The sequence below is a fragment of the Stieleria magnilauensis genome, from assembly GCA_007753675.1.
Taxonomy (GTDB): domain Bacteria; phylum Planctomycetota; class Planctomycetia; order Pirellulales; family Pirellulaceae; genus Stieleria; species Stieleria magnilauensis.
In genome coordinates this window covers 126,040-152,122 of sequence record CP036432.1, presented here as the reverse complement: position 1 = coordinate 152,122, position 26,083 = coordinate 126,040, and the positions used below count along the sequence as shown (strand labels likewise).

At 60.6% G+C, this 26,083-nt stretch carries 17 protein-coding genes; 13 read left to right on the top strand and 4 right to left on the bottom strand.

The window, feature by feature from the left end:
- Positions 1–54 precede the first annotated feature (54 nt).
- Entirely contained in the window at positions 55–1,848 is a 1,794-nt protein-coding gene (locus TBK1r_RS00580; protein WP_145207041.1) for an adenylate/guanylate cyclase domain-containing protein, read from the bottom strand.
- A gap of 179 nt (positions 1,849–2,027) precedes the next feature.
- Here TBK1r_RS00580 and TBK1r_RS00575 point away from each other — a divergent pair, with 179 nt between their 5' ends.
- The 4 genes from TBK1r_RS00575 to TBK1r_RS00560 all read left to right on the top strand — a co-directional run bounded on the left by TBK1r_RS00575 (position 2,028) and on the right by TBK1r_RS00560 (position 8,806).
- Entirely contained in the window at positions 2,028–2,522 is a 495-nt protein-coding gene (locus TBK1r_RS00575) for a cell division protein FtsH (protein WP_145207040.1), read from the top strand.
- A 114-nt stretch (positions 2,523–2,636) separates the two neighbouring features.
- A complete protein-coding gene (locus TBK1r_RS00570) occupies positions 2,637–3,641 on the top strand; it encodes a DUF1559 domain-containing protein (protein WP_145207039.1) in 1,005 nt (334 codons plus the stop codon).
- Between the two features lie 66 nt (positions 3,642–3,707).
- On the top strand, positions 3,708–7,292 hold the full coding sequence (locus TBK1r_RS00565; protein ID WP_145207038.1) for a 3-keto-alpha-glucoside-1,2-lyase-like domain-containing protein: 3,585 nt from the start codon (positions 3,708–3,710) through the stop codon (positions 7,290–7,292).
- 47 nt (positions 7,293–7,339) lie between these two features.
- Complete coding sequence (locus tag TBK1r_RS00560; protein WP_145207037.1) at positions 7,340–8,806, top strand: DUF7133 domain-containing protein; 1,467 nt, start codon at positions 7,340–7,342, stop codon at positions 8,804–8,806.
- 103 nt (positions 8,807–8,909) lie between these two features.
- Here the strand turns inward: TBK1r_RS00560 and TBK1r_RS00555 are convergent, their stop codons facing one another.
- Both TBK1r_RS00555 and TBK1r_RS00550 read right to left on the bottom strand, forming a co-directional pair.
- Positions 8,910–9,482: an RNA polymerase sigma factor gene (locus tag TBK1r_RS00555; RefSeq protein WP_372894874.1), complete on the bottom strand. Its 573-nt coding sequence runs from the start codon at positions 9,480–9,482 to the stop codon at positions 8,910–8,912.
- A gap of 228 nt (positions 9,483–9,710) precedes the next feature.
- Positions 9,711–11,681, bottom strand: a complete 1,971-nt coding sequence (locus TBK1r_RS00550; protein ID WP_145207036.1) for a redoxin domain-containing protein — start codon at positions 11,679–11,681, stop codon at positions 9,711–9,713.
- 307 nt (positions 11,682–11,988) lie between these two features.
- Between TBK1r_RS00550 and TBK1r_RS00545 the strand changes: the two genes are divergently transcribed.
- Entirely contained in the window at positions 11,989–12,915 is a 927-nt protein-coding gene (locus TBK1r_RS00545) for a fructosamine kinase family protein (protein ID WP_145207035.1), read from the top strand.
- A 27-nt stretch (positions 12,916–12,942) separates the two neighbouring features.
- On the opposite strand, the gene aroB is transcribed toward TBK1r_RS00545, so the two are convergent.
- Positions 12,943–14,058, bottom strand: a complete 1,116-nt coding sequence (aroB, locus tag TBK1r_RS00540; RefSeq protein ID WP_145207034.1) for a 3-dehydroquinate synthase — start codon at positions 14,056–14,058, stop codon at positions 12,943–12,945.
- 73 nt (positions 14,059–14,131) lie between these two features.
- Between aroB and TBK1r_RS00535 the strand changes: the two genes are divergently transcribed.
- The 8 genes from TBK1r_RS00535 to TBK1r_RS00500 all read left to right on the top strand — a co-directional run bounded on the left by TBK1r_RS00535 (position 14,132) and on the right by TBK1r_RS00500 (position 26,055).
- Positions 14,132–14,740: a hypothetical protein gene (locus tag TBK1r_RS00535; protein ID WP_145207033.1), complete on the top strand. Its 609-nt coding sequence runs from the start codon at positions 14,132–14,134 to the stop codon at positions 14,738–14,740.
- A 223-nt stretch (positions 14,741–14,963) separates the two neighbouring features.
- Positions 14,964–16,598: a prenyltransferase/squalene oxidase repeat-containing protein gene (locus TBK1r_RS00530; protein WP_419580816.1), complete on the top strand. Its 1,635-nt coding sequence runs from the start codon at positions 14,964–14,966 to the stop codon at positions 16,596–16,598.
- A gap of 85 nt (positions 16,599–16,683) precedes the next feature.
- Positions 16,684–18,168: an IMP dehydrogenase gene (guaB, locus tag TBK1r_RS00525; RefSeq protein ID WP_145207032.1), complete on the top strand. Its 1,485-nt coding sequence runs from the start codon at positions 16,684–16,686 to the stop codon at positions 18,166–18,168.
- Between the two features lie 34 nt (positions 18,169–18,202).
- The gene (locus TBK1r_RS00520) at positions 18,203–20,095 is read left to right on the top strand and encodes a hypothetical protein (RefSeq protein ID WP_419580815.1); all 1,893 of its coding nucleotides are present in this window, start codon (positions 18,203–18,205) and stop codon (positions 20,093–20,095) included.
- Positions 20,096–20,147: 52 nt separating this feature from the next.
- On the top strand, positions 20,148–20,654 hold the full coding sequence (gene tsaE, locus TBK1r_RS00515) for a tRNA (adenosine(37)-N6)-threonylcarbamoyltransferase complex ATPase subunit type 1 TsaE (protein WP_145207030.1): 507 nt from the start codon (positions 20,148–20,150) through the stop codon (positions 20,652–20,654).
- A gap of 7 nt (positions 20,655–20,661) precedes the next feature.
- Positions 20,662–21,759 carry an aminoglycoside phosphotransferase family protein gene (locus tag TBK1r_RS00510; RefSeq protein ID WP_419580814.1) on the top strand — a complete coding sequence of 366 codons (1,098 nt, stop codon included), beginning with the start codon at positions 20,662–20,664 and terminating at the stop codon, positions 21,757–21,759.
- A gap of 80 nt (positions 21,760–21,839) precedes the next feature.
- Positions 21,840–24,614 carry a protein-disulfide reductase DsbD family protein gene (locus TBK1r_RS00505; protein WP_419580813.1) on the top strand — a complete coding sequence of 925 codons (2,775 nt, stop codon included), beginning with the start codon at positions 21,840–21,842 and terminating at the stop codon, positions 24,612–24,614.
- A 10-nt stretch (positions 24,615–24,624) separates the two neighbouring features.
- On the top strand, positions 24,625–26,055 hold the full coding sequence (locus TBK1r_RS00500; RefSeq protein WP_145207027.1) for a tRNA modification GTPase: 1,431 nt from the start codon (positions 24,625–24,627) through the stop codon (positions 26,053–26,055).
- Positions 26,056–26,083: the final 28 nt, after the last annotated feature.

Below are 26,083 nucleotides of genomic sequence, written 5' to 3'. Positions count from 1 at the left end.
GCGCCGACGACCACCCGACTGAATGGATTCACGACGTTGCGGATGATCACCCGATCATTTCGGCAGGTCGATCACCTCGCCGTCGCTGTCTCCCGAGAGAATCTGTTTGATCATCATCTGTGTCGGTCCGTCCCAGGTCGGCAGGGAACGAAATTGTTTCAGCGCCGCGTCCAGGTCACCGGCGGCAAACAGATCCAGTGCGGCTTCGTAATCCGCGATCAACCCATCGGTGACCTGTTGGGTCGCGATCGCCGCCTCTCCGATCAATTCCGAGATTTCCACCGGTGACGCGAACCCGGCGGGACGGACCTTGGCCAATCGACGCAGCTTGAATTGGTTTTGCCCCGATGCCAACAAACCCGCCCGCGTCGCTTCGTCCAAGATGATCTCGGCCCCGAATCGCTTGGACATCGATTCCAGTCGACTGGAAAGATTCACGACGGGCCCGAACGCTGTCACCTTGACCTGGTCCTTGGTACCGATCTGGCCGGCGACGGCGCGACCGTGTGCCAACCCGATCCCGCAACGGAATCCCAGATCCGAATGGTGGTATTCGGCTTGAATCGCCAACGCGGCGCTGGACGCTTGGAGAACGGATTGCTCTTGCGCCAGCGGCCACCCCCAAAACCCCATCGCCGCATCACCATGAAAATCTCCGATCACGCCGTCGTAACCGAGGATGTGCTTGGTCATCACCCCCAGCGCGTCGCTGACGTCGGACAACAACTGCAGCAGATTTTGCGAATCTTGTTCGCTGCGTCGTGAAAATCCGCGGAGGTCACAAAACATGACCGTCAGGTCAGCCTCACGCGGTTTCAACACCCTGGCGGTGTCACCGTTGGCAAGCGCCCGCATCACGACCGGCGCAAAAAAGTTGCGCATCGCCGCCTGACGACGCTGCAGTTGCCGACTCTGTTGCAGACTGGCCATTGTGGTCCCGACCAGTTCGGCAAATTTGACGTCATCGTGAAGTTGTTCGGAAACGTCCAGCGGCTTCCCCGAGCCGGCCACGCCGGTGTCGGGAAGTTTCCCCGTGATGTAAATCACCCAACCGCGACAGGCCTCGGTTCGCAGCGGGACGCAGTACGCCCAATCCACGTCTTCCCGCGCCGTGAACGCACTGGTGGTGTACTGCGAATCTGCCCCGGCCCAAACGTTCAAGATGCTTTCCCGCTTTTCGATCGAACGCTTGACCAGTCGTCGGCTGATCGGTGAACCGCCTAGCGTTGCGCTGCGGTTGTCATAGTGCAGCACTTCAATCCGGGCGTCCGGATCGGTCTTCAACTCCGCAGCGGACAAGATCGAAACCGCTTCGGCCGAAGGCGTCGATTGCAGCAGGACACTCGTCACGCGGACGAGCAACTCTTGATCACTGTCGCTGCTGGCAATCAAGTCCGGTAGCCGCGTCAACACATCGATCCGTGCATTGATGTCGCGGAAGTGCTTGCGACGCAGCGCCACGTGGTCGAACACGTTTTCGGTGACGTCCATTGCATCGTCACCGGCCGGATCCCGAAGCCGCTCCGGTGAACGGTTGCTCGTCGCGGCCGCCAACGTGAACGTCGTCTTGCCGATCACAAAGTGGTCGCCGGGGACCAGCACAAAGCGAACCGCGTGACGCCCCTGGTGATAGACGGGATTGCGGGCCGAGGGGACAGCCATGATCTCGATCCGCCCATTGGCCTGCGGAATCACACGGACATGGGCGCGAGAGATCATCGGATCCCAAGGCACATTCCAGTCCGCATCGCTGCGACCGATCACCAAATCGCTACACGTCGTCGCATCGGGGATCTCCCGACGCCAGCGATGATAATTCTGCGGTCCCTGTGCAATCAAATCAGCCATGCGAGTAAGGTATCGGGTTGAGGTTGAAAGTTCCAGGTTCCAGGTTCCAGGTTCCAGGTTCCAATTTTCAATTTTCAATTTTCAATTTTCAATTTTCAAAGCTGAGACCCCGACTACATTTTCCTGTCACCCATTTTCTTGTCGCCGCTCCCTCTCTCCCTCTCTCCTTCTCTCCCACCATGCACGACGACGAAACATTGACCGCCTACCACGAAGCGGGCCATGCGGTCGTGGGGTATGTCCTCGGCGGGGAAATCGAATCGGTCGGTCTGTACGGTGAAGCGGACGAGTGGCTGCCGGAACGATTTGGTGACTGCCACGTCAATTGGGGACGTGTCGTCGCGGACAGCGACTGGCAAGTTCAACGTGAAGTGTTGACCATTCTCGCCGGTCCCGTCGCCGAGATGATCTATCGGGGTGAAAAACTTCACCCGGCCACCTTCGGTCCTTGGCAACACGATTGGGCATGGGCCTGGCAACGTAGCGAACCATTGATCCCCGACCCGAGTCGCCGCACAAAGCTTCTGGAAATGATCCTGGTGTGGTTGCACCACCACCTGAGCGACGATCTGTGCTGGGCGGCGATAGCCGCGGTCTCCGACGAATTGCTGGCGCACGAGTACCTCGACGGCGAACAATTAGCCGATACCCTGTCGTTTTGGATCCGAACCTGAACGCCGGAAAGATGCCAAACCTCAAAAAGGTTTTGCCAAGCGGCTGACTGATCGCCTATAACGAAGGCCTCTTCGTGAGACGCTCGTCAGCCGTACTCCGTCAGGTTTGTTGCGATGCCGGCTTCTGATCCCATCCATTTTGCGTCCCGCCCGAGTCGCAACCTCGCGTCGCGCCACGGGTTTACCCTGGTCGAGCTGCTGGTGGTGATCGCGATCATCGGGATCTTGGTCGGCTTGCTGTTGCCCGCCGTCCAGGCGGCTCGCGAAGCCGCCCGCGTGATGCAGTGCCAGAATCGGCTGAAACAAGTGGCCTTGGCGTGCCACAATTACGAATCGGCGTTCAAGTCGTTACCGGGCTATGGGGGTGAGCGTCCCGGCTTTCTGATCACCCAGCGGGAGAATCGTTTTCGAACGAATCTGGGCGGGGGGACGTGGATCACACAGGTGTTGCTTTATCTGGAAGAACCACAATTGGCGACGAAGATCCAACCACTCGCTCGATCCATGGCCGTGACACCGTCGGATCGGATTCAGTCGTTGGTCCGGGTTCCCGTCGAAACGTTGCATTGCCCCTCGCGCCGCGATGCCGAGCCGTACCCGCTGCACGAACCGTACAGTCTTCGTTACGGCGACGCCGGCGCACGCAACGATTACGCAATGAACGGCGGTTCGGCAGTCATCGACCACAGCGTCACCCCCAACAGCCGCGAAGCGCCCGCGATCAAGTTGACCCATGACGGCATCTGGGTGCTCGGACAGCGGACGCGTTTCAACACCATCTTCGACGGGCTCAGCAACACCTACCTGGTCGGCGAAAAGGCGATGGACCTGAACAAGTTGGAGACCGGAGACGGGTTCGGTGACCGCTCTCCGATCGCGGGCTACCACAACGTCCCCATCTCGTCCCATTCGTATGTCCGCTATGCGGCACGATCGCCCAAAATGGACTCGCGGGCCAATTGTTTGGAATGCCATGATTTCGGCGCGACACACCACAGCGGCTGGAATGTGGCGTTCGCCGATGGGCGTGTCACGCTGATGGATTACAACTTGGATTTAGAGATTCATCGCGCACAAGCGTCGGTCAACGGGCGCGAGATCATCCCGTACCATCATTGATCGGTTCGTGTATGCTGTGACGCAATCCAGTCCAGCCTTCGATCATCTTCCCACCGCCGACCGTCCATGCGTTTTGCGTCTTCGCGTTTTGCGTCTTCTTGCGTGACACTCGTTTGTCTTTTTGCCGTCAGCGTCTTGCCGGCCCGATCCCAAGACTCCCCGTCATCCCAGAACCACCCGACCGACCCCGACTTCACCGTCCAGGGCGAATATTCTGGCGAAAACCGCAGCATGCAGGTCATTGCCGTGGGCGACGGTGAGTTCGAAATCATCGTCTACGACGTTGCACTCGATCGCATCGTCGGCGCGGGCAACCCGCCGCGCCGTCTGGACGGCGACGAAGACACGGTCGCGGACTTGGCCGAATCCTTGGCACTCAAACGCGTCGAGCGCACACCGCCTTCGCTCGGCGCCACGCCGCCACCGGACGCCATCGTCTTGTTCGATGGATCCCAGCAATCGCTCGCCCATTGGAACGGCGGGGTTCTGTCCGAGGAGGGGCTGCTACAGCAAGGCACCGAAACCAAGCAGACGTTTCGCGACTACACACTTCACCTTGAATTCCGCACCCCCTGGATGCCCGAGGCGAGCGGGCAAGCGCGTGGCAACAGCGGGGTGTACCACCAAGGTCGCTACGAGACCCAGATTCTCGATTCGTTTGGGCTCTCCGGCGCGGCGAATGAAACGGGTGGCATTTACGGGGTGAAGGCCCCCGACTTCAACGCCTGTTTGCCGCCCATGCAATGGCAAACCTACGACGTCGATTTCACCGCCGCGCGGTACCAGGGGAAAACAAAAATCTCCGACGCACGGATGACGGTTCGGCTCAACGGCATCACCGTGCAAAACGATGTCACCGTTCCCGACAGCACCACCGCGGCAAAGTTCCGCGAAGGCCCCGACGACGGACCGATCGTGTTGCAGGACCACGGCAACCCGGTTCGGTATCGCAACATCTGGTTGGTCCCACGCGACGCGGCCCGTGAAGCGACTCGGCCGATCGTTCCCGGCTTCGAACGGTTCTTCGCCGGCCGCGAGGACCCTCAAGGTCTCGGCGGCGAACTGTTGATCAGCACGCTCGGATGCGTCTCCTGTCACGAAGGTGCCGAAGGCGTGTTGCCGATCAAAAAAGGCCCCGTGCTGTCGGACGTGCGTGAGCGACTGCGCCCCGATGCCCTGGTCGACATGATCGCCGATCCCCACAAGACGAAGACCGGGACGACGATGCCCGATCCCTGGATGGGACTCAATGCCCAGCAACGTCACTCCGCCGCATCCTCGATTGCTAGTTACCTGTTGCTGGCCGACACGTCCTCGGATCTCACCGATCGCCCCGCCAAACCGAGTGCCGTCAAACGCGGCAAAAAACTTTATCACAGCGTCGGCTGCGTCGCCTGCCACGCCGCCTTTGACGGCACCAAGACGCCGATGGCCACGACCGTTCCGCTCGGTCAAGTCGATGTGAAGTACACCGTCGACTCACTTGCCAAGCTGATCGCCCAACCCCACGCCGTCCGCAAAGGCGCCCGCATGCCTTCGCTGGTCGGCTCGATGGGCGACGCTGTCGCGATCGCCAGCTATCTCACTCGCAAGGTCACCGAGCGGGCAAACGATGCCAAATTCCGTCGCCGAATCTACAAAGGCCAGTGGGAACGACTGCCCGATTTTGATGCCTTGACTCCCGTCTCGGAAGACTTGGTTTCGGACCTGCAGCTCAAACACGACGGCGATCCGTTGCACACCGCGATGGTGTTCGAGTCACAGATTCGGATCGCCGCGGCCGGCCAGTACCAGTTCTCGATCGCCAGCGACGACGGCTCGCGGCTGATCATCGGCCCGCACCAACTCGACAACGATGGGATCCATCCGGTCGTGACCAAGAGCGCTACCTTTGAACTGGCCGCGGGAACCTATCCGCTGCGAATCGAATGGTTCAACAATGCCGGAGGCATCGGATTGGAAGCGTTTGTCGAGGACCCGTTGCTTGGTCGGGTGCCACTCCGCGAAGCCATCACCGACGGCAAAGAAGACTCCGGCCCGCTACTGGCCAGTGAGTTCCGCCCGGATCCGAATTCCGTCGAGAATGGCCGACAATTGTTCCAGTCGGTCGGATGCGCCTCGTGCCATGAATTTCAATCGGCACGCCCTGCCGCCAGCCAAGCCCCAAAACTGTCCGACGTTCGAACGGACCGTGGCTGTCTCGCCAACTCGGTCTCCAGGCCCGCGGTTGATTTCCACCTGTCACCGCGGCAACGGCTGGCGATCCGACACGCGATCGAGCTGCGAAAGAATGTTCAATCCACGGCCTATTCGATCACCGACGCCGACCTCGTGCATCTGACGATGGCCGGGCTGAACTGCTACGCCTGTCATCAACGCGGTGAGTTCGGCGGTCCCGAAGTCGCACGCGATGCGTCGTTCCAAACGACGACGGCCGAAATGGGCTGGGAGAGTCGCTTGCCGCCGCCGCTCGATGGAGTCGGCGACAAGTTGAAGTCGGACTATCTGACCGATCTGTTTGCCGCCGGAGCCAACGAGCGTCCCTACATGCTGACCCGCATGCCAGGCTTCGGCGCGGGCAACTTGGATCTGCTGCACCAGAGCCTGGTGCGATTGGATCGACAGGATTCCGGCGACACCGGCCCCGCGCCGTCTGAGTCAGCGGGCCAAGCCATCATCAACAGCGGACGGAAACTTGTCGGAGCCACCGGACTTTCCTGCATCAAGTGCCACTCCTACAACGACGTCAAAGGCGGCGGCATCGGCGTGATCGACTTGTTGGCGATGCCCAAACGCCTGCGAGCCGATTGGTTCAACCGTTACCTGCAAGATCCGACGAAGTACCGGCCGGGCACGCGAATGCCCAACAGTTTCCCCGAAGGCAAGAGTTCGTTCACCAGTCTGTACCACGGCGATCCGGACAAACAAGTCGCCGCAATGTGGTCCTATCTCGCCGCCGGGTCATCCGCCAAAGAACCGACCGGACTGAGGGTCGGCGCGATCCTGTTGACGGCCAGTGAGCGTCCGAGGATTTATCGCAACTTTTTCGAAGGCGTGTCCGGTCGCGGCATCGCCGTCGGTTTTCCCGGCGAAGTCAACTTGATCTGGGACGCCGAACGCATGGGACTGAATTCGGTTTGGAAGCACGAGTTCATCGATGCCGCTCGGCACTGGACCGGACGCGGACAGGGCCGCACCACCCCGGCCGGCGATTCGATCAATCCACTCGAACCCTGGACGCCGTTGGCGCGCGGTGATTCGATCGAGATGACTTGGCCCAGTGAATCGGGTCGCGAACTCGGTTATCGGTTCGGCGGTTACCGACTGGATGAAGGCGGCAATCCGACGTTCCTGTATTCCATCGACGATGCCCAAGTGACCGATTCGATTCGGCCGCTCGGCCCCGGCGGATTCGAGCGACAACTGACCATCACGCGTTCGTCCGACGATCGCTCGCGGGGATGGATCTGGCGGATCGCCCAGGCGGCCACGATTGAAACCACCGGCGACGACCTGTACCAAGTCGGACCGCTCAAGCTGTCCATCGACGGCGCCGAGTGCGAGATCGTTACAGTCGACGGCCGAAGCGAACTACGTGCTCAGTTGCCGGCGAAAAACACCGCCACCATCACGCAGATCATTCAGTGGTAATACGCCCCGCCTTCAACTCACCCCTCACCAACCAACCCGTCCTCTCCATGAAGTCTCTCCTTCCACTGGCCATTGTCGCACTGCTTTCGATGGCGACGATTGCCTCGGCGCAATCGGCAAAAGAATCCGACTACTACACCATCACCACCTTCGAGACTCCGATCGGTGAAGTCATCGAGGCTTGTGGTTTCCAGCTGATGCCCGATGGTTCGATGGCGGTTTGCAGCCGACGCGGCGACATCTTTCGCATCGCCGACCCGCTCGCCGAAACGGTCGGCCCCGACCAGTTTTCGTTCTACGCCCGCGGGTTGCATGAACCGCTCAGTCTGGCTTGGCGGGAGGGCTGGTTGTACGCGACCCAGCGCTGTGAAGTCACTCGGATGCGAGATGAAAACGGCGACGGCGCGGCAGACGTTTTTGAAACCGTCGCCGACGGCTGGGGCGTGTCCACGGATTATCACGAGTACGCCTTCGGATCCAAATTCGACAAAGACGGCAACATGGCCGTCACGCTGTGTCTGACCGGATCGTTCAACAGTGACGTGCCCTTTCGCGGCTGGGCGATGAAGATCACGCCCGACGGCCAAACGTTGCCGATGACCAGCGGCGTGCGTTCACCGGCCGGTATCGCCGCCGATGCCCAAGGGCGCTGGTACTACACCGACAACCAGGGTCCCTGGAATGGAACCTGTGCGCTGAAACCGCTGCGGCAAGGAAAATTCGTCGGCCACCCCGGTGGATTCAAATGGTATGCCGATGCCGAATCGACGATGGGGCCGAAACCGGTCGAGCCGGAAAGCGGTTCGCGACTGCACATCGAAGCCGACCGGATCGCCGAATTGGACATGCCAACGGTTCTGTTTCCCTACAACAAGATGGGAAAAAGCGCTTCGGGCATCGCCTGCGACACCACCGACGGCAAGTTTGGCCCGTTTCAAAACCAACTGTTTGTCGCCGACCAATCGGCCAGCACCATCATGCGTGTGTTCTTGGAAGAGGTCGACGGACACATGCAAGGCGTTTGCTTTCCGTTTCGTTCCGGGTTCGCGTCGGGGAACGTGGGAGTCGAGATGACGCCCAATGGTTCGCTGTTTGTGGGCGGCACGAACCGCGGCTGGGGTTCGGTCGGCACACGCCCGTTTGCCATCGAGCGGTTGGACTGGACGGGAAAGACGCCTTTCGAAATCCTCGCCATCCGCTTGCAACCCGATGGCTTTGAACTCGAATTCACCGAGCCGGTCGACCGCGATTCGGTGACCGACCCGGCGACCTATCAACTGCAGACCTACACGTACGAGTATCGTTCGCAGTACGGCAGTCCAGAGGTCGACCACACGCAACCGACGATTCGATCGGCGACCGTTTCCGAAGATGGTTTGAAGGTGCGACTGGTCGTCGACGGTCTGCAACGGGGACACGTCCACGAGTTCCTGTGCGACAAGATTAAAAACGCTGCGGGACAAACGTTGCTGCATCCCCAGGCGTATTACACCGCCAGCTACCTGGTGAAGTAGCCGGCATCCCAGCACGTGGCGTCAGCCAGTGGCGTCAGCCAGTGGCGCGTGATCGAAACACCGACAACACGCGCCGCTCGCGAACGCGTCCTGTTGGTCGTCGTCATTCGGCCTTTTCGATCGACTCGATCGCAAGTTTCAATTGGCGTCGTGCCCGACTGAGGCGACTGCGGACGGTCCCGATCGAGATCTCCAGGATTTCGGCGATCTCTTCGTACGCAAACTCATCCATCTCGCGGAGCACCAGGATCTTGCGATGCTCTTCGGTCAAAGTGTCGATCGCGCGGCGGACCAGGGACACGCGCTCGTCACGCAACATCGGCTCGTCGACGCCTTCGTCATCGCCGCCCATTTCCATGCCATTGTCTTCACGAAGCTGATCGAGCGAGACGCGGGCTTTCTTTTTTCGCCGCAGCGTCAACGCACTGTTGAACGCGATCCGATAGACCCACGTGAAGAACTGGCTATTGCGTTGGAACGTGTCCAGTTTGACGAACGCGCGGATGAACGCCTCTTGCGACGCTTCTTCGGCCTCTTCGGGCGAACCGGTCACCTGCAACATCGAGGCGAACAAACGGTCTTGGTTCTGACGCACCAATTCGGCAAACGCCGAACGGTCACCTGCGAGTGCCCGATCGATCAGTTCGGACTCTTGAAATTCTCGCTGAACGCCCAATCGGTCGATTCCACTTTTCGTTGCTGCTAAACCCAGGATCGTGGGGTCGCTGACGACAAACGACCCTGACGAATTGTAAACGCCCGGACCGTGCCTGTGATCCGCCCCCCCGGCGGGAATTGCGTTTCCGCACGCTCCGCCGCCAATCACGCTGCGAGATGACCGATCGACCAGCGAAGATTGTCATTTCACCATAATCGGTGAATCGTCAAGAACCAGCCAATGGGATCACTTCGTTTCGGCTTCTTGACGGGTCAGGACTCCATCACCATCGGCGTCCAACTCCTCAAAGACCTTGTGCAGGTTTCGCGGCGTCTGTGCCTTGGTCAACTTTCCATCCTTGTCGCGGTCGATCCGATCAAACGTCGCCAAACGAACGGCGCGCTGGACCGCCGCACGACGAAGCTCCGCCGCCGTGGGGCCAGAAGCCTCGCCGTCGCGCGGGACGGACAGATGATAATAACCGATCATCATCTCGTCCCACGTCTGATCTCCCCAAGTCACCGTGTCCGTCGGATCAGGATTGTTGAGGTTGGCTGCACTGTTATCAAACGTCGCACGGCATAGCATCCGGTCGCCTTCCTTCAGCGGCAAGGGCTGCTCGAGCACATAGGTGGTTTGCCAGTTGAAATCGTATTGCGGGATCGACAGCACACGCTCGCCGCTCGATTCGATCGTGTACTCAAACGATTTGCCACGGACATGCATGTGCGGACTCATGCTCAACAATTTCGCGCCGGCGGGAAACTTGGGACTGGAGGCGGCAACCGGATGATCGGCCTTTCCCGGCGGAATCGCAAACCTCGGCTGGACCGCACTGGTCGTCACGATCTCGTGCGTGACCGTCGCGTCCTCCTTGATACAGATCCCCAGTTCACTTTGATCGATCGCCACCGTTCCGATCGGCGTGTAGTGCACTTGAAAGATCAATTCGCTGCCGGCGGGGATGCGTTTGGCGTGACCGGCCGGCCAGGGTTCGACGCGGGCACCGGGAACATAACCGACCAAAAATCCTCGCGCGCCATCCAGGCCACGGCGTTGTCCCTTGGGGACGGCAAACGCAAGGATGTGGTGAACGACGCTGCGGTTGCCCGGCTTCAACTCAGCCGCTTCGATCCAAACGTCACGATCCAGTTTCGGATCGGCGCGAAAGTATTGGTAGCGCACGGCACCTTCGGCGGGCACCTCGAACGGTTCGGGGCTGACGTTGAAGACCAAGTCGGGCTCGCGTGGCAATTGCCAACCGGCCACCTTCGCCGGCGGCACCGGCAGATCGCTCAAGTCCCCGGCCGGTGCACCGGCCTCGGCCCAATCATAGAGCAGCTGTTTCTCTTCGTCGCTCATCAGCCTGGCGTTGGCAAAGTGACCGTGGGCGGGGTCCGCGTGCCAAGGCGGCATGCGTTGATCGCGTACGACTTCGGCGATCATGTCCGCCCAGCCGACGACCTCTTCGTAGTCGGTCAACGCAAACGGAGCGATCTCGCCCTCGCGATGACACTCGACACAGTGGCGATTCAGGATCGCCGCGACCTGACCACCGTAGGTCACCGACGCATCGCTGTGGACCGTCTTCTTTCGGCCGATGATGCAACCCACCGCCTCGGCTCTGGGAACCGAAACCGGTTCCCCGGCAATCAACTCATCGAGCGCCGCACGGAGATCGTGACGACGCGGTTCGTCACGGACGTAGCCGATGCCATATTGATCATCGACACGGCCGCGATAGTGAAGCCGTCGCTTGGCATCAAACACAAACACTTCCGGCGTCCGTGTGGCGGCGAGTTGGTCGGCCAAACGCCCGCCGGCGTCTTTGACGATCGGAAAGGTCAGGTTTTGTCGCTGGGCGAACGAACCGATGTCCAGCAGCGAATCGTGCCGGTTGCTCATCACGCCGATGATCCGAACGCCGGCACCAGACAGCTCATCGTGCATCGATTGCAAACGCACGGCGTAGAGCTTGGCCAACGGACATTCGGTGCCGAGAAACGCGACGACCAAGATGGAATCGGACTGAAAATCCTCCAGCTGCCACCGCCGGCCGCGATAGTCATCCAGATCGATGCGAGTCAGTTGCGTGCCGAACGCCGAAGCGGCAACGGGCTCATCAGCCGCCGCCGGTGCGATCCACGATCCGACCAACAGGCCGAAACACGAGGCGGCCGACACGATCAGGTTTACATTCGGTTGACGTCGCTGCATCTTCATTCTGAAATGGCGGTTCAAGGGCGTGAGGGGAAGCCGGCGTGGGGGCGTGAGCCCGATGCCACCGACTTTGGCACTGAAGGAGGTAGCGGAACGGCGCGAGCCGTCCGGTTTCAGCTCGAAAACAACGTGAAAGATCGGAGGGCTCGCGCCCTGCCGCTATCAAAAAACACTCCGATTGGTGTCAAAGTAAGTGGCATTGGGCGTGAGCCGCGCGGCAAACAGCAAACAGCTCCCTGGTTAGAATACCGGTCAGGACACCGTTAGGTTTCATTCTTTTTGCCGGAAACCTCCATCTCGCATCATGCTCGCAGAGTCCCTCTCCCAATTATTGGACGTGTCGTTGGACGTGATCGATCAGCGGTCGCTCGGTGGCGGATGCATCAGCGAGGTGTCGGTGGTGACGATTCGCTGTGACGACGTGACGTCTTGGCAAAAATCCTTCGAGCACGGCCCGACCGAACCGCCGACACGGCTTGTGATCAAACGCAATGCAGCGGACATGGTTTCGAATTTTCGCTGTGAATTCCGTGGATTGCAGGCATTAGCCGAAGCCGGCGTGATCCGCGTCCCGCAGGGTCTGGCCGTCGATGTCGTCGGCGATCAAGCGTTTTTGGCGATGGAATTCATCCCCGTCGATCCATCGGGATCGTCGCCGGAACGGTTTTCCGATTTCGGACGGCAACTGGCCCAACTGCATCGAGCCACCGCGGGCAAACAATTCGGTTGGCCCGAAGACAACTATCTCGGTTCGGCGAAGCAGCCCAACGGAGCCTGTGACTCGTGGGCGGAATTTTTTGCCACCCGGCGGATCGGTTTCCAGATCAAGTGGGCCACCGACCAGGGACTCGCCGATGCGCGTTTGAAATCCGACTGCGAACGGATCGTCGCCCGGATGGACGACCTGTTGGCCGGGCGCAGCGACGAATCCTCGTTGCTACACGGTGACCTGTGGAGCGGGAACTACCTGTTCGACGACGAGGGGCAACCGGTGTTGATCGACCCGGCCGTGTACCGCGGATGCCGCGAAGCCGAATGGGGCATGATCAAATGGTTTGGCAACTGTCCTGGCGAATTCGAACAGGCGTACCAAGACGAGTGGCCGATGGCGGACGGCTGGCGACGGCGGGTGGCGATCTACATGCTGTACCACCAGCTGAACCATTTGAATTTGTTCGGGTCGTCTTATGCGAGTGCCTGCCGCCGGACGGCAGCGGAGGTTTTAAGGTAAGAAAATCTTCCTACCTTCTTCACCCACTCAACGATGCGCCCGGATCGCCGTTTCGACTTCGGCGGGATCGACGTCACCGACCAATTCGACGTGTCCAATCTTGGTCGGCAGAATGAACCGCAGCTTGCCGTGGGCAACTTTTTTGTCGCGCATCATGACCGGCAACATGGCTGCGACGTCGGCTGCGGGAAACGTGATCGGCAACTGACAGGCCTGCAACAGCTGCGTTTGACGTTCCAGCACGCCGGGCTCGCAGAGGTTCAACTGGATCGCCAGCGACGCGGCCATTTGCATTCCGATCGAGACGGCTTCTCCGTGCAGTAAGGCCCCATAGCCGGCAGTGGCCTCGATGGCGTGGGCGAAGGTGTGCCCGTAATTCAAGATCGCCCGTCGGCCGCTGGTTTCGCGTTCGTCTTCGCCGACCACACGTGCCTTGGACAGACAACTTTGCTGGATCGCATACCGCAACACGTCGGGATCACGATCGACCAGCGCCGCCGCGTTGGATTCCAGATAGTCAAAGAACGCGGCGTCATCGATCACGCCATATTTGATGACTTCGGCTAATCCGCTCAGGTAGCTGCGATCGGGCAAGGTCTTCATCGCCAGGGTGTCGATCCAAACCAGCTCGGGTTGCCAGAACGCGCCGACCATGTTTTTTGCCCCTGACAGGTTGATCCCTGTCTTGCCGCCGACGCTACTGTCGACCATCGCCAGCAAGGTCGTGGGGACTTGCACGAAACGGATGCCGCGGGCGAACGAGGCGGCCACGAATCCCGCCAGATCTCCGATCACTCCGCCGCCGACGGCGATCACCACACTGCGTCGGTCCGCGCCTCGCTCGAGCATCCAATCCAACAGTTCCTCGTACTGGGCGATCGATTTACTGGGCTCGCCCGACGGCACCGACGCCATGTCCACCCGCAGGGTGTCACTGCGGATTTGGGCGGCCAACGTCTCTGCCCAAGGCTCAACGGCGGCATCGTGTATCAGCAGCGCGTGGCTGGTGTCACCGAGTGTTTTTTCAAACGCCGCGGCAATCCGCCCGGTTGCCCCTGTGGAAATGTGAATTGGATAACTACGATCACCCAAGTCGACTAAAACGGTGCTTTCACCCTGATCGGTGGCAAGGTCTGAATTCATTGTGTTGTCATCCAAGTGGACTCGGCGCGCGATTCGATTTCGATCTCCCCATCATTTTCCGGCAGTTTAACCGATGACCTCTCCAACCGACGACCATAGCGACCGACACGCCGACAAGTTCAATGACCCCCGTGCCGAGTTCACGCGGCGGGGGATCTTGCTCGGCGTCGGCGTCGTGCTGTTCGGGATCGGGGGGGCCGCACTGAGCATCTGGGCACGGCGGACACGGCTGGAGCAGAGCACACAATTCTGGGGGCCCGAGGTGATCGAGGCGTTTCAACTGGCCGCGGAAATTCATCTGATTTCCCAGCCTGATCAGCCGGCGTCGGAGGCCCAACCGCTGCGTTTGACCGGCATGCCGGGGCTCGGACATCTGCGACACCTGCTGCTCGATGACCGCAGCTACATCTGGGATTCTGTGCGCGACGAACCGATCCGATCGCGTTTGAACGAGTCGTCGTGCATGACGCTGTGGTTCTCCGACCCCGAGGCGAAGCGGTTTCCCGATGCCAAGGTCATCATCGATTTGGACCAGGGCTGGATCGGAAAACAAGACGGAAATCAGCAAGTCCAGCTCGCCGAACGGTTTCGCAATGCGCTGCCGGCGTTCCTGAAACGGATCGCCGACTTCGAACCGTTACGGGTGGAGATGCGAGAAAAGAAACTCGCTGAGGACCAGTAGCCCCCCAAACTAGCCGACCCAACCATTTCAGGCCATTCACGGGGTACGAACGGACCGTGGGTACAATCTCGCGGCGATTGCGTTCGCAGAATGTGGATTTCCATTGCGCTGGATTATCCCTCTTTCGCTTATACTTTAGGGCAGACAGTCGGCAATTTCTGGCCGCTGTGAACCCAGGTCTTCTCCGATTTTTCCCCTCCGTACGACTTCAGGAATTGCTTTCGTGAGCACTGCAGCCAATCCCGATGAGGCATTAGGCGACGACAACGCAAAGGGCCCGAAAACCGATGAGAATTCGATCTCCGATGCGGTGCTGAACGCGGATCTGGTTGATGCGGAGGAATCCGAGGACGAGGAGGAAGCGGTCGGAACCAACCATCGTTTTCTATTTTTCCAAGCGATGCCCGCTTGGTTGGTGAGCACATTAGTCCACGCGCTGATTCTGTTGATCCTGGGCTTGGTCTCGATCGCCGATCCGATCCAGATCGTCAACGTGTTGACGGCTTCCAGCGGAGGCGACGACGGGCCGGAGATCGAAGAACTGTCGATCGAGGAATTCGATCCGGGCGAGATTGAAGAAGCCGAAGAAGAAACCGAAGAGGTGGAAATCACCGACCCGGTGGAGATGGTCGAGCCCGTCGCGATGGAAGTGCCCGTGCTGGACATCGCCGCGGTGCCGTTGGACATGAGTGACTTTGCCGCCGAAATGGCACCGGCCGCGGCGACGCTGCAGTCGATGAACGCGATGAGCATGAAGCCGATGGGCAGCCGAAGCTCCGAGATGAAGGAGAAACTGCTGCGAAAGTATGGCGGCACCGACAGCAGTGAAGCGGCAGTGACCGAGGCGCTCAAATGGTTCTCCCGGCACCAAATCAAAAGCGGACCGACCGCGGGGGCTTGGACCTTCCAACACGAATTGGTCTGTCGCGGCGCCTGCGGCAATGGCTGCACCAAGGCCAGCCGCGCCAAACAACTCAACGCCGCCACCTCGCTCGCACTGCTGCCGTTCATGGGAGCCGGCCAGACGCACCTGCAAGGTGAATTCAAAAATGTCGTGATGGGCGGTTTGAAATTTCTGATTCAAAACGGCAAGCCCGGCAAAGAGAATGGCTTGCCCTACATCGATTACACCGGTGGCGGCAACATGTACGACCACGGGCTGGCCGCGATCACGCTGTGCGAAGCCTACGCGATGACCGGCGATCCCGACTTGGCCGGCCCGGCCCAAGCGGCGCTCAACTTTATCGCCCTGGCGCAGTGCCGCGACGGCGGCTGGCGGTACGGAAAACGAGACTCCAGCGGCGGTGACACCTCCGTCGTCGGCTGGCAAGTGATGGCGCTCAAAAGCGGCCACATGGGACACCTGATGATCCCGCCCAACGTCATCCAAGGCTCGACGCTGTTCCTCGATCGCGTCTCCAGTGACGGCGGTTCGATCTACGGCTACAACAAACCTTCGGCCACGCCGCGTCCGGCGACCACCGCCGTCGGACTGCTGTGCCGCATGTACACCGGCTGGGACAAGAACCACCCCGGGATCAAAAAGGGCGTCGGCCACCTGACCAAAATCGGCGTCAAGAAACCCGACTTGTACTACAACTACTACGCCGCACAGGTGCTCCGCCACCACGGCGGAAAGGAGTGGGACAAGTTCAACGCCGAGCTGCGTGATTGGCTGGTCGAAACCCAAGATCAATCCAAAGGCGCCAAGGGAAGCTGGTATTTCAACGGGGCCCCCCACATGAGTGAAGCCGGCCGATTGTGCCTGACCTCCTTCGCCACCATGATCCTGGAAGTCTACTACCGGCACATGCCGCTGTACGCCGAAGCCGCTGCGGAAGAAGAATTCCCGCTCTAATTGGGCGACTTCCGCTCGCGATGCGACTTCGTCATACTGCCAAGCTTTTCCCGTTTCGCAGCTTCGCTCGGTCAGGACGTTTGGCATGTTTGAAGACAAAATCAGCTACTCCGGAGTCACCTTCGATGACGTCCTGCTGGAACCCCGCTACAGCGAAGTCGTGCCCAGCGAAGTCGACGTCAGCAGCCAACTGACTCAGCGGATTCGCCTGCAAATCCCATTGCTGTCATCGCCGATGGACACGGTCACCGAAGCCGAAATGGCGATCGGACTGGCCAAAGAAGGCGGATTGGGCATCATTCACAAAAATCTGCCCACCGAATTGCAGACCAAAGAAGTCTTGAAGGTCAAGCGATCGGCCAACGGCATCATCGTCGACCCCGTCACCCTCGAGCCGGGGGAAAAGGTCAGCCGGGCCGCAGAGCTGATGGACCAGGCCAACGTCTCGGGCATCCCGATCGTGGACAAGGACCGCAAACTGGCCGGAATCTTGACCCGCCGCGACCTGCGTTTCCTAGAGAACCCAGACCTCCCGATTTCCGAAGTCATGACCTGTGAGAACCTGGTGACGGGGACGGGGAATGTAACGCTTGAGGAAGCTGAGCGAATTTTAACGGCAAAAAGAGTCGAGAAACTTTTGCTGATTGACGAAGATAGAAAACTAACGGGCCTGATCACCATCCGCGACATCGACATGATGAAGCGATTTCCCCGAGCCTGTAAAGATCCGCAAGGCAGATTGCGGGTCGGAGCGGCGATCGGGGTGGGTGATTTGGAGCGTGCCGAGGAACTGATTCGACAAGGCGTAGACTTGTTGGTCGTCGATTCGGCTCACGGCCACAGTAAAAACGTGGTCGAGACGGTCAAAGAGATTAAGGCACAGACCGGCTGGGACATTGATGTGGTCGCGGGGAACGTCGCGACCGCAGAAGGGGCCCAGGCACTGATTGATGCCGGTGCGGACGCGATCAAGGTCGGAATCGGCCCCGGGTCGATCTGCACCACGCGAGTGATCAGCGGCGTCGGCGTGCCCCAAGTCTCGGCGATCTTACGGGCGACCGCGGTCGCCAAGCAGCAAAACATACCTGTCATCGCCGACGGCGGCGTTCGCTTCAGCGGTGACATTACCAAGGCAATCGTTGCCGGAGCCAACACCGTGATGATCGGCAGCTTGTTTGCCGGACTGAGTGAAAGCCCCGGGAAAGTCATCCTGTACCAAGGCCGTACCTTCAAAACGTACCGCGGGATGGGATCGATGGGAGCGATGGTCAAGGGCAGCAGCGATCGATATCGCCAGAGCGGGGTCCAGGCAGGAAAACTGGTTCCCGAAGGTGTCGAAGGCCGTGTGCCCTATAAAGGTCCGCTTAGCGATTACGTCTACCAACTGGTCGGCGGCTTGCGAGCGGGCATGGGATATTTAGGAACCAGGACGATCGACGAATTGAAACGCGATGGCCGATTCATTCGCGTTTCCGCAGCGACGGTTAGGGAGAACCACCCGCATGACATTGCGATCACTCAAGAAGCGCCCAACTACAGCCCCGACGTCCACTCGACGGACCAAAGTTAGGCAAAGCCTGACCCGGCATTCCATGGCCGTGGCCGTGGCGTGCCTGTCCGTGGCACCTTGGGCTGCCGCCGACGTTCAGGCCCAACAACCGGCTGCGACGACCAACCCGGGTTGGAACCTGCGGTGGCGCAAGAGTCCGCAAGTTGCTCCCCCGGTCAGCACGGCCAGCTCCTCCAGCCCGGCCGCTCTGCAACACCCGTCCCAACAGGACGTGTTCGCGCTTCCGCCACGGCCGCATCAGCCGGTCGCCGCCCGTGGCCCTGTCGCCCCCGCCGTCAACGTCGCCCCAGGACACGTGACCGCTGCCGGCCCAGTGGCCCAAGTCGCCCATCACCAAACGATCGCCAATCCGATGCGGGTGGAGCAATCCAACGCGTTTGAGCACGCCGCCGTCTCGCGGTCGATCCGCCAAGCTCAATACACTGCACCGAACGTCACTGCGCCGAACGTCACTGCGCCAAACCTTACTGCGCCCAACAACACCACTGCCCCGGTCAATGGTTCGGCCCCGGTCGGAAACTATCGTCGCCCCCCGACCCGATCTTCGGCCCCGCCGGAGCGGCTCGCACAGCCCAACGATTTTTTCAACAACCCCTTCGCCGAAGGGCTCAACGCGCCGGCCCAATCGGCGTCGATGGCTCGACGAGCCGGCGCCCCGCAGCGGCACGCCCCACAGCGGCACTCCGCGCCCGCAGCCCGGCTGGCGCTCGCACCGGCACCCCAAACAACCGGCGACAGCCCCGCGCCCGGATTCAGTCTTCCCGATCTGCCCGCCGCCGAACCGCCCGCAGTTGAAGCCGCTCCGCCGGCGATCGAGCAGCTGCCACCCAATGCGTTGCGTGGATCAGAGGCCGATGCACAGACCTTGCCCGCGCCCAGTCTGCCGGCTCCCGGCCAGCGATCCGCTGATGACGATTCGTCGATGCGAGATCTGTTGAGCGATCCTAGCGAACAAGTCAGGCCCAACGAATCGCCCCAAGACGCCGACGATGCGGCCATCCCCGCACCGTTCAACGCCCCCGCAGGCCCCGATGCGACCGAGACTCCATCGATTCCCCAGTGGAATGATCCCAACAACCCACAAGGGGACCGGCAAACCGATTCCCCGTCGGACAAGGGCGACGCCGAACCCGGCTTTTTCCAGAACCCGTTTGACCAGAACCGCGCCGAACGCGAACAAAACGATCCCCAGACGCAAGCTCCCCAGGGACGACAGCCCGGCGACACTTCGATGCTGAAAGCCAACCAGCTCTCCTGCGAAGACTTTCGGGCGCGGATCGCGCGGGAAACGATTGACAAGATCTCACTGGACCCCAGTCCGCCGTTCCGTCCCGATCTGTTTGATCCGCAAGACTACCAACGGCAACGCGAGAAGTTCGAAAGCCGACAAACGTCTCGCCCATGGAGCAGCATCGAAGGACGTGTGATCGCCACGGGTCGCTTTGTCGAATTGGCTTACGAAAAAGTGGTCATCGAAACCGAAGACGGCGGGCAACAGGCATTGCCGATCGAACGACTGAGCGAAGGTGACCTCGGTTACCTGTCGGAAAACTGGGGACTGCCCAAAGAGTGCTTGATCGAACAAGTCGCTTACACACCACGCTCGTGGGCACCGCTGACGATGACTTGGAAAGCGTCGAACCTGTGCAGCAAGCCGCGTTACTTTGAACAAGTCAATTTGGAACGCTATGGACACACCGCCGGACCATTGTTGCAGCCGGTCGTTTCCTCGGCCCACTTCTTCGCCAACATTGCCGTGCTGCCGTATAAGATGGGAATCCATCCCCCGAACGAATGCCAATACGCGTTGGGTTATTATCGACCCGGCAACTGCGCACCGTGGATCGTGCCGCCGGTCCCGATCAGTGCACGTGGTGCCCTGGTCCAAGGTGCCACGATGACCGGAGCGTTCTGGTTGATTCCCTGATCCCGATCGTCGCAGAAAACGTGTGACGGGCTACCAGTCTGTCAGTTTAAAGATGCCAACCCTGACGCTTCACGACATCGACCTGGAACGGCTGCAACAATTGGCCGACCAACTGACGCGACACTTTCCCGCCCAGTTGATCGTGGGGTTGGTCGGAACACTCGGGGCGGGAAAGACGACGTTGACCCAAACCCTTGCCGGGGCAATGGGTGTCGATCCGGAAGACGTCACCAGCCCCACGTTCACGCTGCTATGCAGCTACGACGCAACGCTTGCCGCCGGACCGATTCGTCTGCATCACCTCGACGCCTATCGGCTCAGTGACGAAGACGAGTTCTTGGAACTGGGCGTCGAAGAACTGTTCGAATCCAAAGACACGTGGGTGCTGATCGAGTGGGCCGATCGCGTCGAATCGGTGCTGCCACCGGAAACACTTTGGATCCACATCGATGTCGCTCCATCGAGCGCCGACACGCCGCTGCGAGTGATCACGTTGACCACCCAGAACACGAAACTTGAACGCCCACTCGATGCGCTCGCCGACGCCCTGTCACGCTGATTCGACGATGATCCCGACAGAGATCCGACGCGGCTTGCAACGACACGGTGTGACATCGATCACTCCGATGCCGCCCGGCTTAAGCGGCGCGCGTGTGTTTCGTTGCAGCGGCGAGGAAACGCTCGTGCTGCGTTGTTGGCCCGACGGCACCACCGAACAGCGCGTCAACGAGATCCACGCGGTCGTCTCGGCGGTCGCATCCACGTTTGATTTGCTACCAAAATACCAACCGATCGATCCACATGGTGCGTCGCTGACGATCGACGCCTCGGGACGCATTTGGGAGCTGGCGACATGGATGCCGGGGCAACCGCTTGCTGAGACCGCACCGCTGCATTTGATCGGCCAGGGTGCCGCGGCGATCGCTCAATTGCATCATGTGATGGGGCGACTGGGCCGCTGGCAGCAACCGGCCCCCGCGATCGCCCAACGGTTGCAGCGTGTCGCGTGGCTGAATCAGCAGTTGCCCGGTTGCCTGGCGACCGATCTGCAGGACCGGGTGCACCCAAGTGTCGCGGCCCCCGTGGTCCGAGCCTGTCGGTTGTTGCAACAGCGGTGGCCGACCACAGCCCCGCGATTGACCGAGGCCCTGACGCCACTGGCCAACCAGCGGTTGCCGCTGCAGTACGTTATCAGGGACATTCACCGCGAACACATGCTGTATTCAGCAGAAAAAGTGGTCGGAATCATTGATTTTGACGCCCTGCGGGTCGACACGGTTGCGGTCGACTTGGCCCGCTGGGCGACCAGTTTTTCACAATTCCGCGACTCCCCGGTGCAGACCATTGATCGAATCGTGGCGGATTACCGCTGCGAAGCGTCATTATCAAGCCAGTCGGCCCCCCGCCAGCTCGACGCCCTCTCAGCCGCTGACCGGACGTTCGGCATCCCAGAGATTGGCATCGGACAGTCAGTCCTACCGGAGCTTGATGCTCCAGAGTTTCGTACACTGGTACTGACGATCGCTGAGACCTCACTTTGGATCAGCTTGGCAAATTGGGTGGTCTGGCTCGTCGGCGAGTCGAGGCAATTTGCCGATTTGCAGCTTGTCTCCCAACGGCTCGACCGATTAATCGAATCAGTTGATGGGCAAACGAAACGTTGACGTTTTTTAGCCGCCACAACTAAACTCGTGGTGGCGATCACCGTGACGATACGATCACTATGAAAAGAAATCATTCCTTTATGACCACGACGTCTTTGGATAGGGCCTCCCGCGCGGCAACGCTCTCCACCGCGATGCTTCACAAGACGGTGCGTCGCGTGGCGGTGCTTGGTGTCGCCGTTTTGGCCATGGCCCTGCCCGGGATCGTCCCGTTGGGTCCGTCGAGCGCATTGGCCCAAGGCACGTTCGACGCCTCCGCGCTGGACCAGTCCGGTGACGTCTTCGGCGGCATCAGTTTTGGCGGGCTGACCGACGCCCAACAAGATCCGGTCAGTTGGACGGCCAGTTATGTCACCAACGGGCAACGCGGACGACTGGACATCGAAGCGACGGTGGGTCGATCGTGGCACATCTATTCAACCACTCAACCGCCCGGCGGTCCGCTGGCAACCAAGTTTTCGATCGCGTCGCCGCAGTCGGTTTCGATTGCCGGCGATTTCAAACCCGACGAACCACCAACGAAGAGCGTCTCGGATGTTTATCCGGGCGTGACGATCGAAGAACACGAAGGCGTCGTGCGTTGGTCGGCTCCGATCGAGCTGCCGGCCGGGTTCCAAGACGCGATTAAAGTCAAAGTCAGAGCGTTGGTGTGCCAGACCAACGGGTCGTGTTTGCCGGCCGATGAAACGTTGACCGCCACCTTCGCCGGGCCAGACAAGACGTCCGCCGAACAAGATAGCGACGAACCTGAAACATCGTTCGTGGCGAATCCCGTCACGGCGGAAACGGCCGCCAAGTTGCTGGCCGATCCGAACGCCAAACCGACCACGTTTCGCGACGGAGACTACGACGTCACCTGGACCGCCGGCGTCTCGTCATCGGTCGTCCCCGGTGGGCGTGGCCAGTTGGTCTTTCGCGCCACCCCCGAAGCCGACTTTCACGTCTACAAGGGTGTGGTCGATGATTCCGAATCGTCGACCAACTTCGTCGTCACCGAAAAGAGCGGCTTGCTGGTCGGTCACCCCAACGCCGACCAGCCGATCATTTCCAAGTCGTTGTTCCCCTCCATCCCCGGTGTGCCCGACACGCCACCGGTGAAGTACTACAAGGGCCAGGTGACCTGGTCCGTGCCGATCAAGATCCCCGCGGGGACGGCGGCGGGCGACTACCCGATCCGAGGTTATGTCTGCTACCAAGCTTGCACCGACAAGAGCTGTCTGCAACCGATGGCTTTCGAGTTCAGTGCGGTGGTGACGGTCGCGAACGAAGCCGACGCGACGCTCGGTCCGATCGAAATCAAGTCTGCCAAGTTTGTCACCGCGATCGATCAGGCCGCGGAAACGAAGTGGGTCGATGACTTGGACAAAGACGCGGAGCAACCGACGGCGGGGCAACCCGGCGTCAATGTTGTCGATCCCACCGACACGATTCCCGGCGCACCCGCGACGCAGCCCGCCGATCCGGTCGTCCAAACCCAACCGACCGAGAACGCCGAGACGAATACGGTCGCCCTGGCCGGCGATACCCCGAAAGCGTCGCTGCCCTTTATCATGTTGCTCGCGTTCTGCGGCGGGTTCATCCTGAACTTCATGCCCTGCGTGTTGCCGGTCATCGGGATCAAGGTGTTGAGCTTCGTTCAACAGGCCGGTGAAGACCGCCGCCGCGTGGCGCTATTGAACTTTGCCTATGTCGCCGGAATCCTGACCGTATTCGCCGGGCTGGCCGTGCTGGCCATCGTGTTTTCGTTCGGTTGGGGCCAACAATTCGCTTACTTCCCCGTGCGGATCGGATTGACCGTGCTGATCTTTGCCCTGGCGCTGTCGTACCTGGGTGTCTGGGAGCTGCCGACACCGGGTTTGGCAACGGGCAAGTCGTCGGAAAACCTGCAGAGCAAAGAAGGCCTGAGCGGCGCGTTCTTCACCGGAACGTTCGCCACGATCCTGGCCACACCTTGCAGCGGCCCGTTCCTCGGCGTCGCGCTCGGGTACACGATCTATCTCAATTCCGTCGAATCGGCGCTCGTCATCATGACGGTCGGACTGGGCATGTCATTGCCCTATATTCTGCTGGGATTGTTTCCGTCGCTGGTCGGCTTCCTGCCCAAGCCGGGCAACTGGATGGTGACGCTGAAAGAGTTCTTGGCGTTCCTGTTCTTGGGAACCGTCGCGTACTTCTTCAATCAATTCAGCGACGAGCAAAAGTTGCCGGTCTTTGTGACGCTGATCGGCGTCTGGTTCGGCTGCTGGGTGATCGGAAAAGTGCCGCCGTGGCAATCGATTGAAAAACGTTTGCGTGGCTGGAGCCTGGGAGTCGCGAGTGCGGTTGCCATCGGCTGGCTGGCGTTCGCGTATCTGGAACGCAACCCGGCTCCGGTGGTCGGGCCCGGCCAAGTCCAGTACGTCGCCGACGACCATGTCCGCTGGGAAAAGTTTGACGAAGAACGGCTTCAGGAACATCAGGCAGCCGGCCGCACCGTGATGCTCGACTTCACCGCAGCCTGGTGCCCCAACTGTATTTTGAATACCGAGATCGCACTGGACACCAAGCCGACCAGCGAGTTGCTCGCCGAGTTGGATGCGGTTCCGATGCTGGCCGACATGACCGACCTGCCCGAAGACATCGTCGAAAAACTGGAGAAGGAATTCGGCAGCAAGTCGATCCCGCTGCTGGCCATCTATCCGGGAACCGCGCCGGAAAAGCCGATCGTGCTGCGTGATATCGTGACACAATCGATGGTGCTCGATGCGTTGAAACAGGCCGGCCCCAGTCTGGATGCGTCGATGGCATCGCGTTCGTCGACCAAGGCCGCGCGGTTGACATCCAAGCCGGATCCCGCGGTCACGACCAGCCACTGATCGCGCGGTCATGGGATTCACCAGCGCTATCGAGATCGAAGACACGATCGTCGCGATCGGGTCATCCACCACGCCCGCGGCGCGCGGCGCGGTCCGGTTCTCGGGGACCGACGTGATTGAGATCACGCGACAGCTGGGAATCAATCCGACGAGCGATCGATCCGCACATTGCGTCGAGGGCACGATCAACTTGGGCAGCCCGCTGGGCGAGATCCCCGTCCGTGCCCTCGTCTGGCCGACGCCCGGCAGCTACACCGGTCAACCGTCGCTGGAAATCCACACCTTCGGTTCGATGCCGATTCTCAGCGCGATCGTCGGACGTGCCATCGAACTCGGTGCACGCGCGGCACGACCGGGTGAATTCACCTTGCGCGCCTTTCTCGCCGGCCGGCTCGATTTGACTCAGGCCGAAGCGGTCTTGGGGGTGATCGAAGCCGAAGGACGAGGCTCGCTCGATCACGCGCTGCGTCAACTAGCCGGCAACCTTTCGCGACCGATGGAATTCATGCGGAGCCAATTGTTGGACCTGTTGGCCGACGTCGAAGCCGGGCTGGATTTCGTCGACGAAGACATTCAATTCATCAGCGATGACGATCTGGTCGCACGACTGGATTCGATCCGATCCACGCTGGCAACGACGCGCGAACAATTGACACAGCGGACGCGAGACAAGTCGCAATGGATCATTGCGTTGCGTGGGTTACCCAATGCAGGCAAAAGTCGACTGCTGAACGTTCTGGCCGGTCACGAGGCCGCCATCGTCGCCGATCAAGCCGGGACGACGCGCGATGTGGTTTCCGTGCCCATGCAGTGGGGTGAACACAACGTGATGCTGGTCGATACCGCGGGGATCGAAACCGCCGACGGCGATTCGTCCCTGGAACAGATTTCGCATCAAGCTCAACTGCAAGCCGACCGCGCCGGCCGCGAAGCAGACATCCGGTTGTGGTGTGTCGATCACGGATCCAGCCAATGGCAGGCGACCTATCGCGCCATGCACCAGCTCGCCGACGAGAAACGACGTCCGGCGATCGATCTGTGGGTGGCCACCAAATGCGATTCACTGAGCGATTCACTGCGCCAGTCACTGGCCGACGAAACACTGGCGGACCCGCCGGCGCCCGATCCATGGATCCGCACCAGCGCGTTGACCGGCGCCGGGATCGAATCCCTGCGGCAACAAATCACCGATGCGATTGAATCCCTGGATGCCTCCGAGGGTGTTTCGATTCTGGGGACGGCCGCCCGCTGCACCGGCAGCCTGCGCGCGGCCGAGACGGCGATCGCATCGGCGATTGATTACGTCGGCGGCGGAGACGGCCACGAGTACGTTTCCTCCGAACTCCGTCTGGCCGCGTCCGCCTTAGGTGAAGTGACCGGGGCGGTTTACACCGATGACATTCTGGACCGCGTCTTCAGCCGATTCTGTATCGGCAAGTAAACAGGTCACGCCCTCGCCGGCGTGTCCA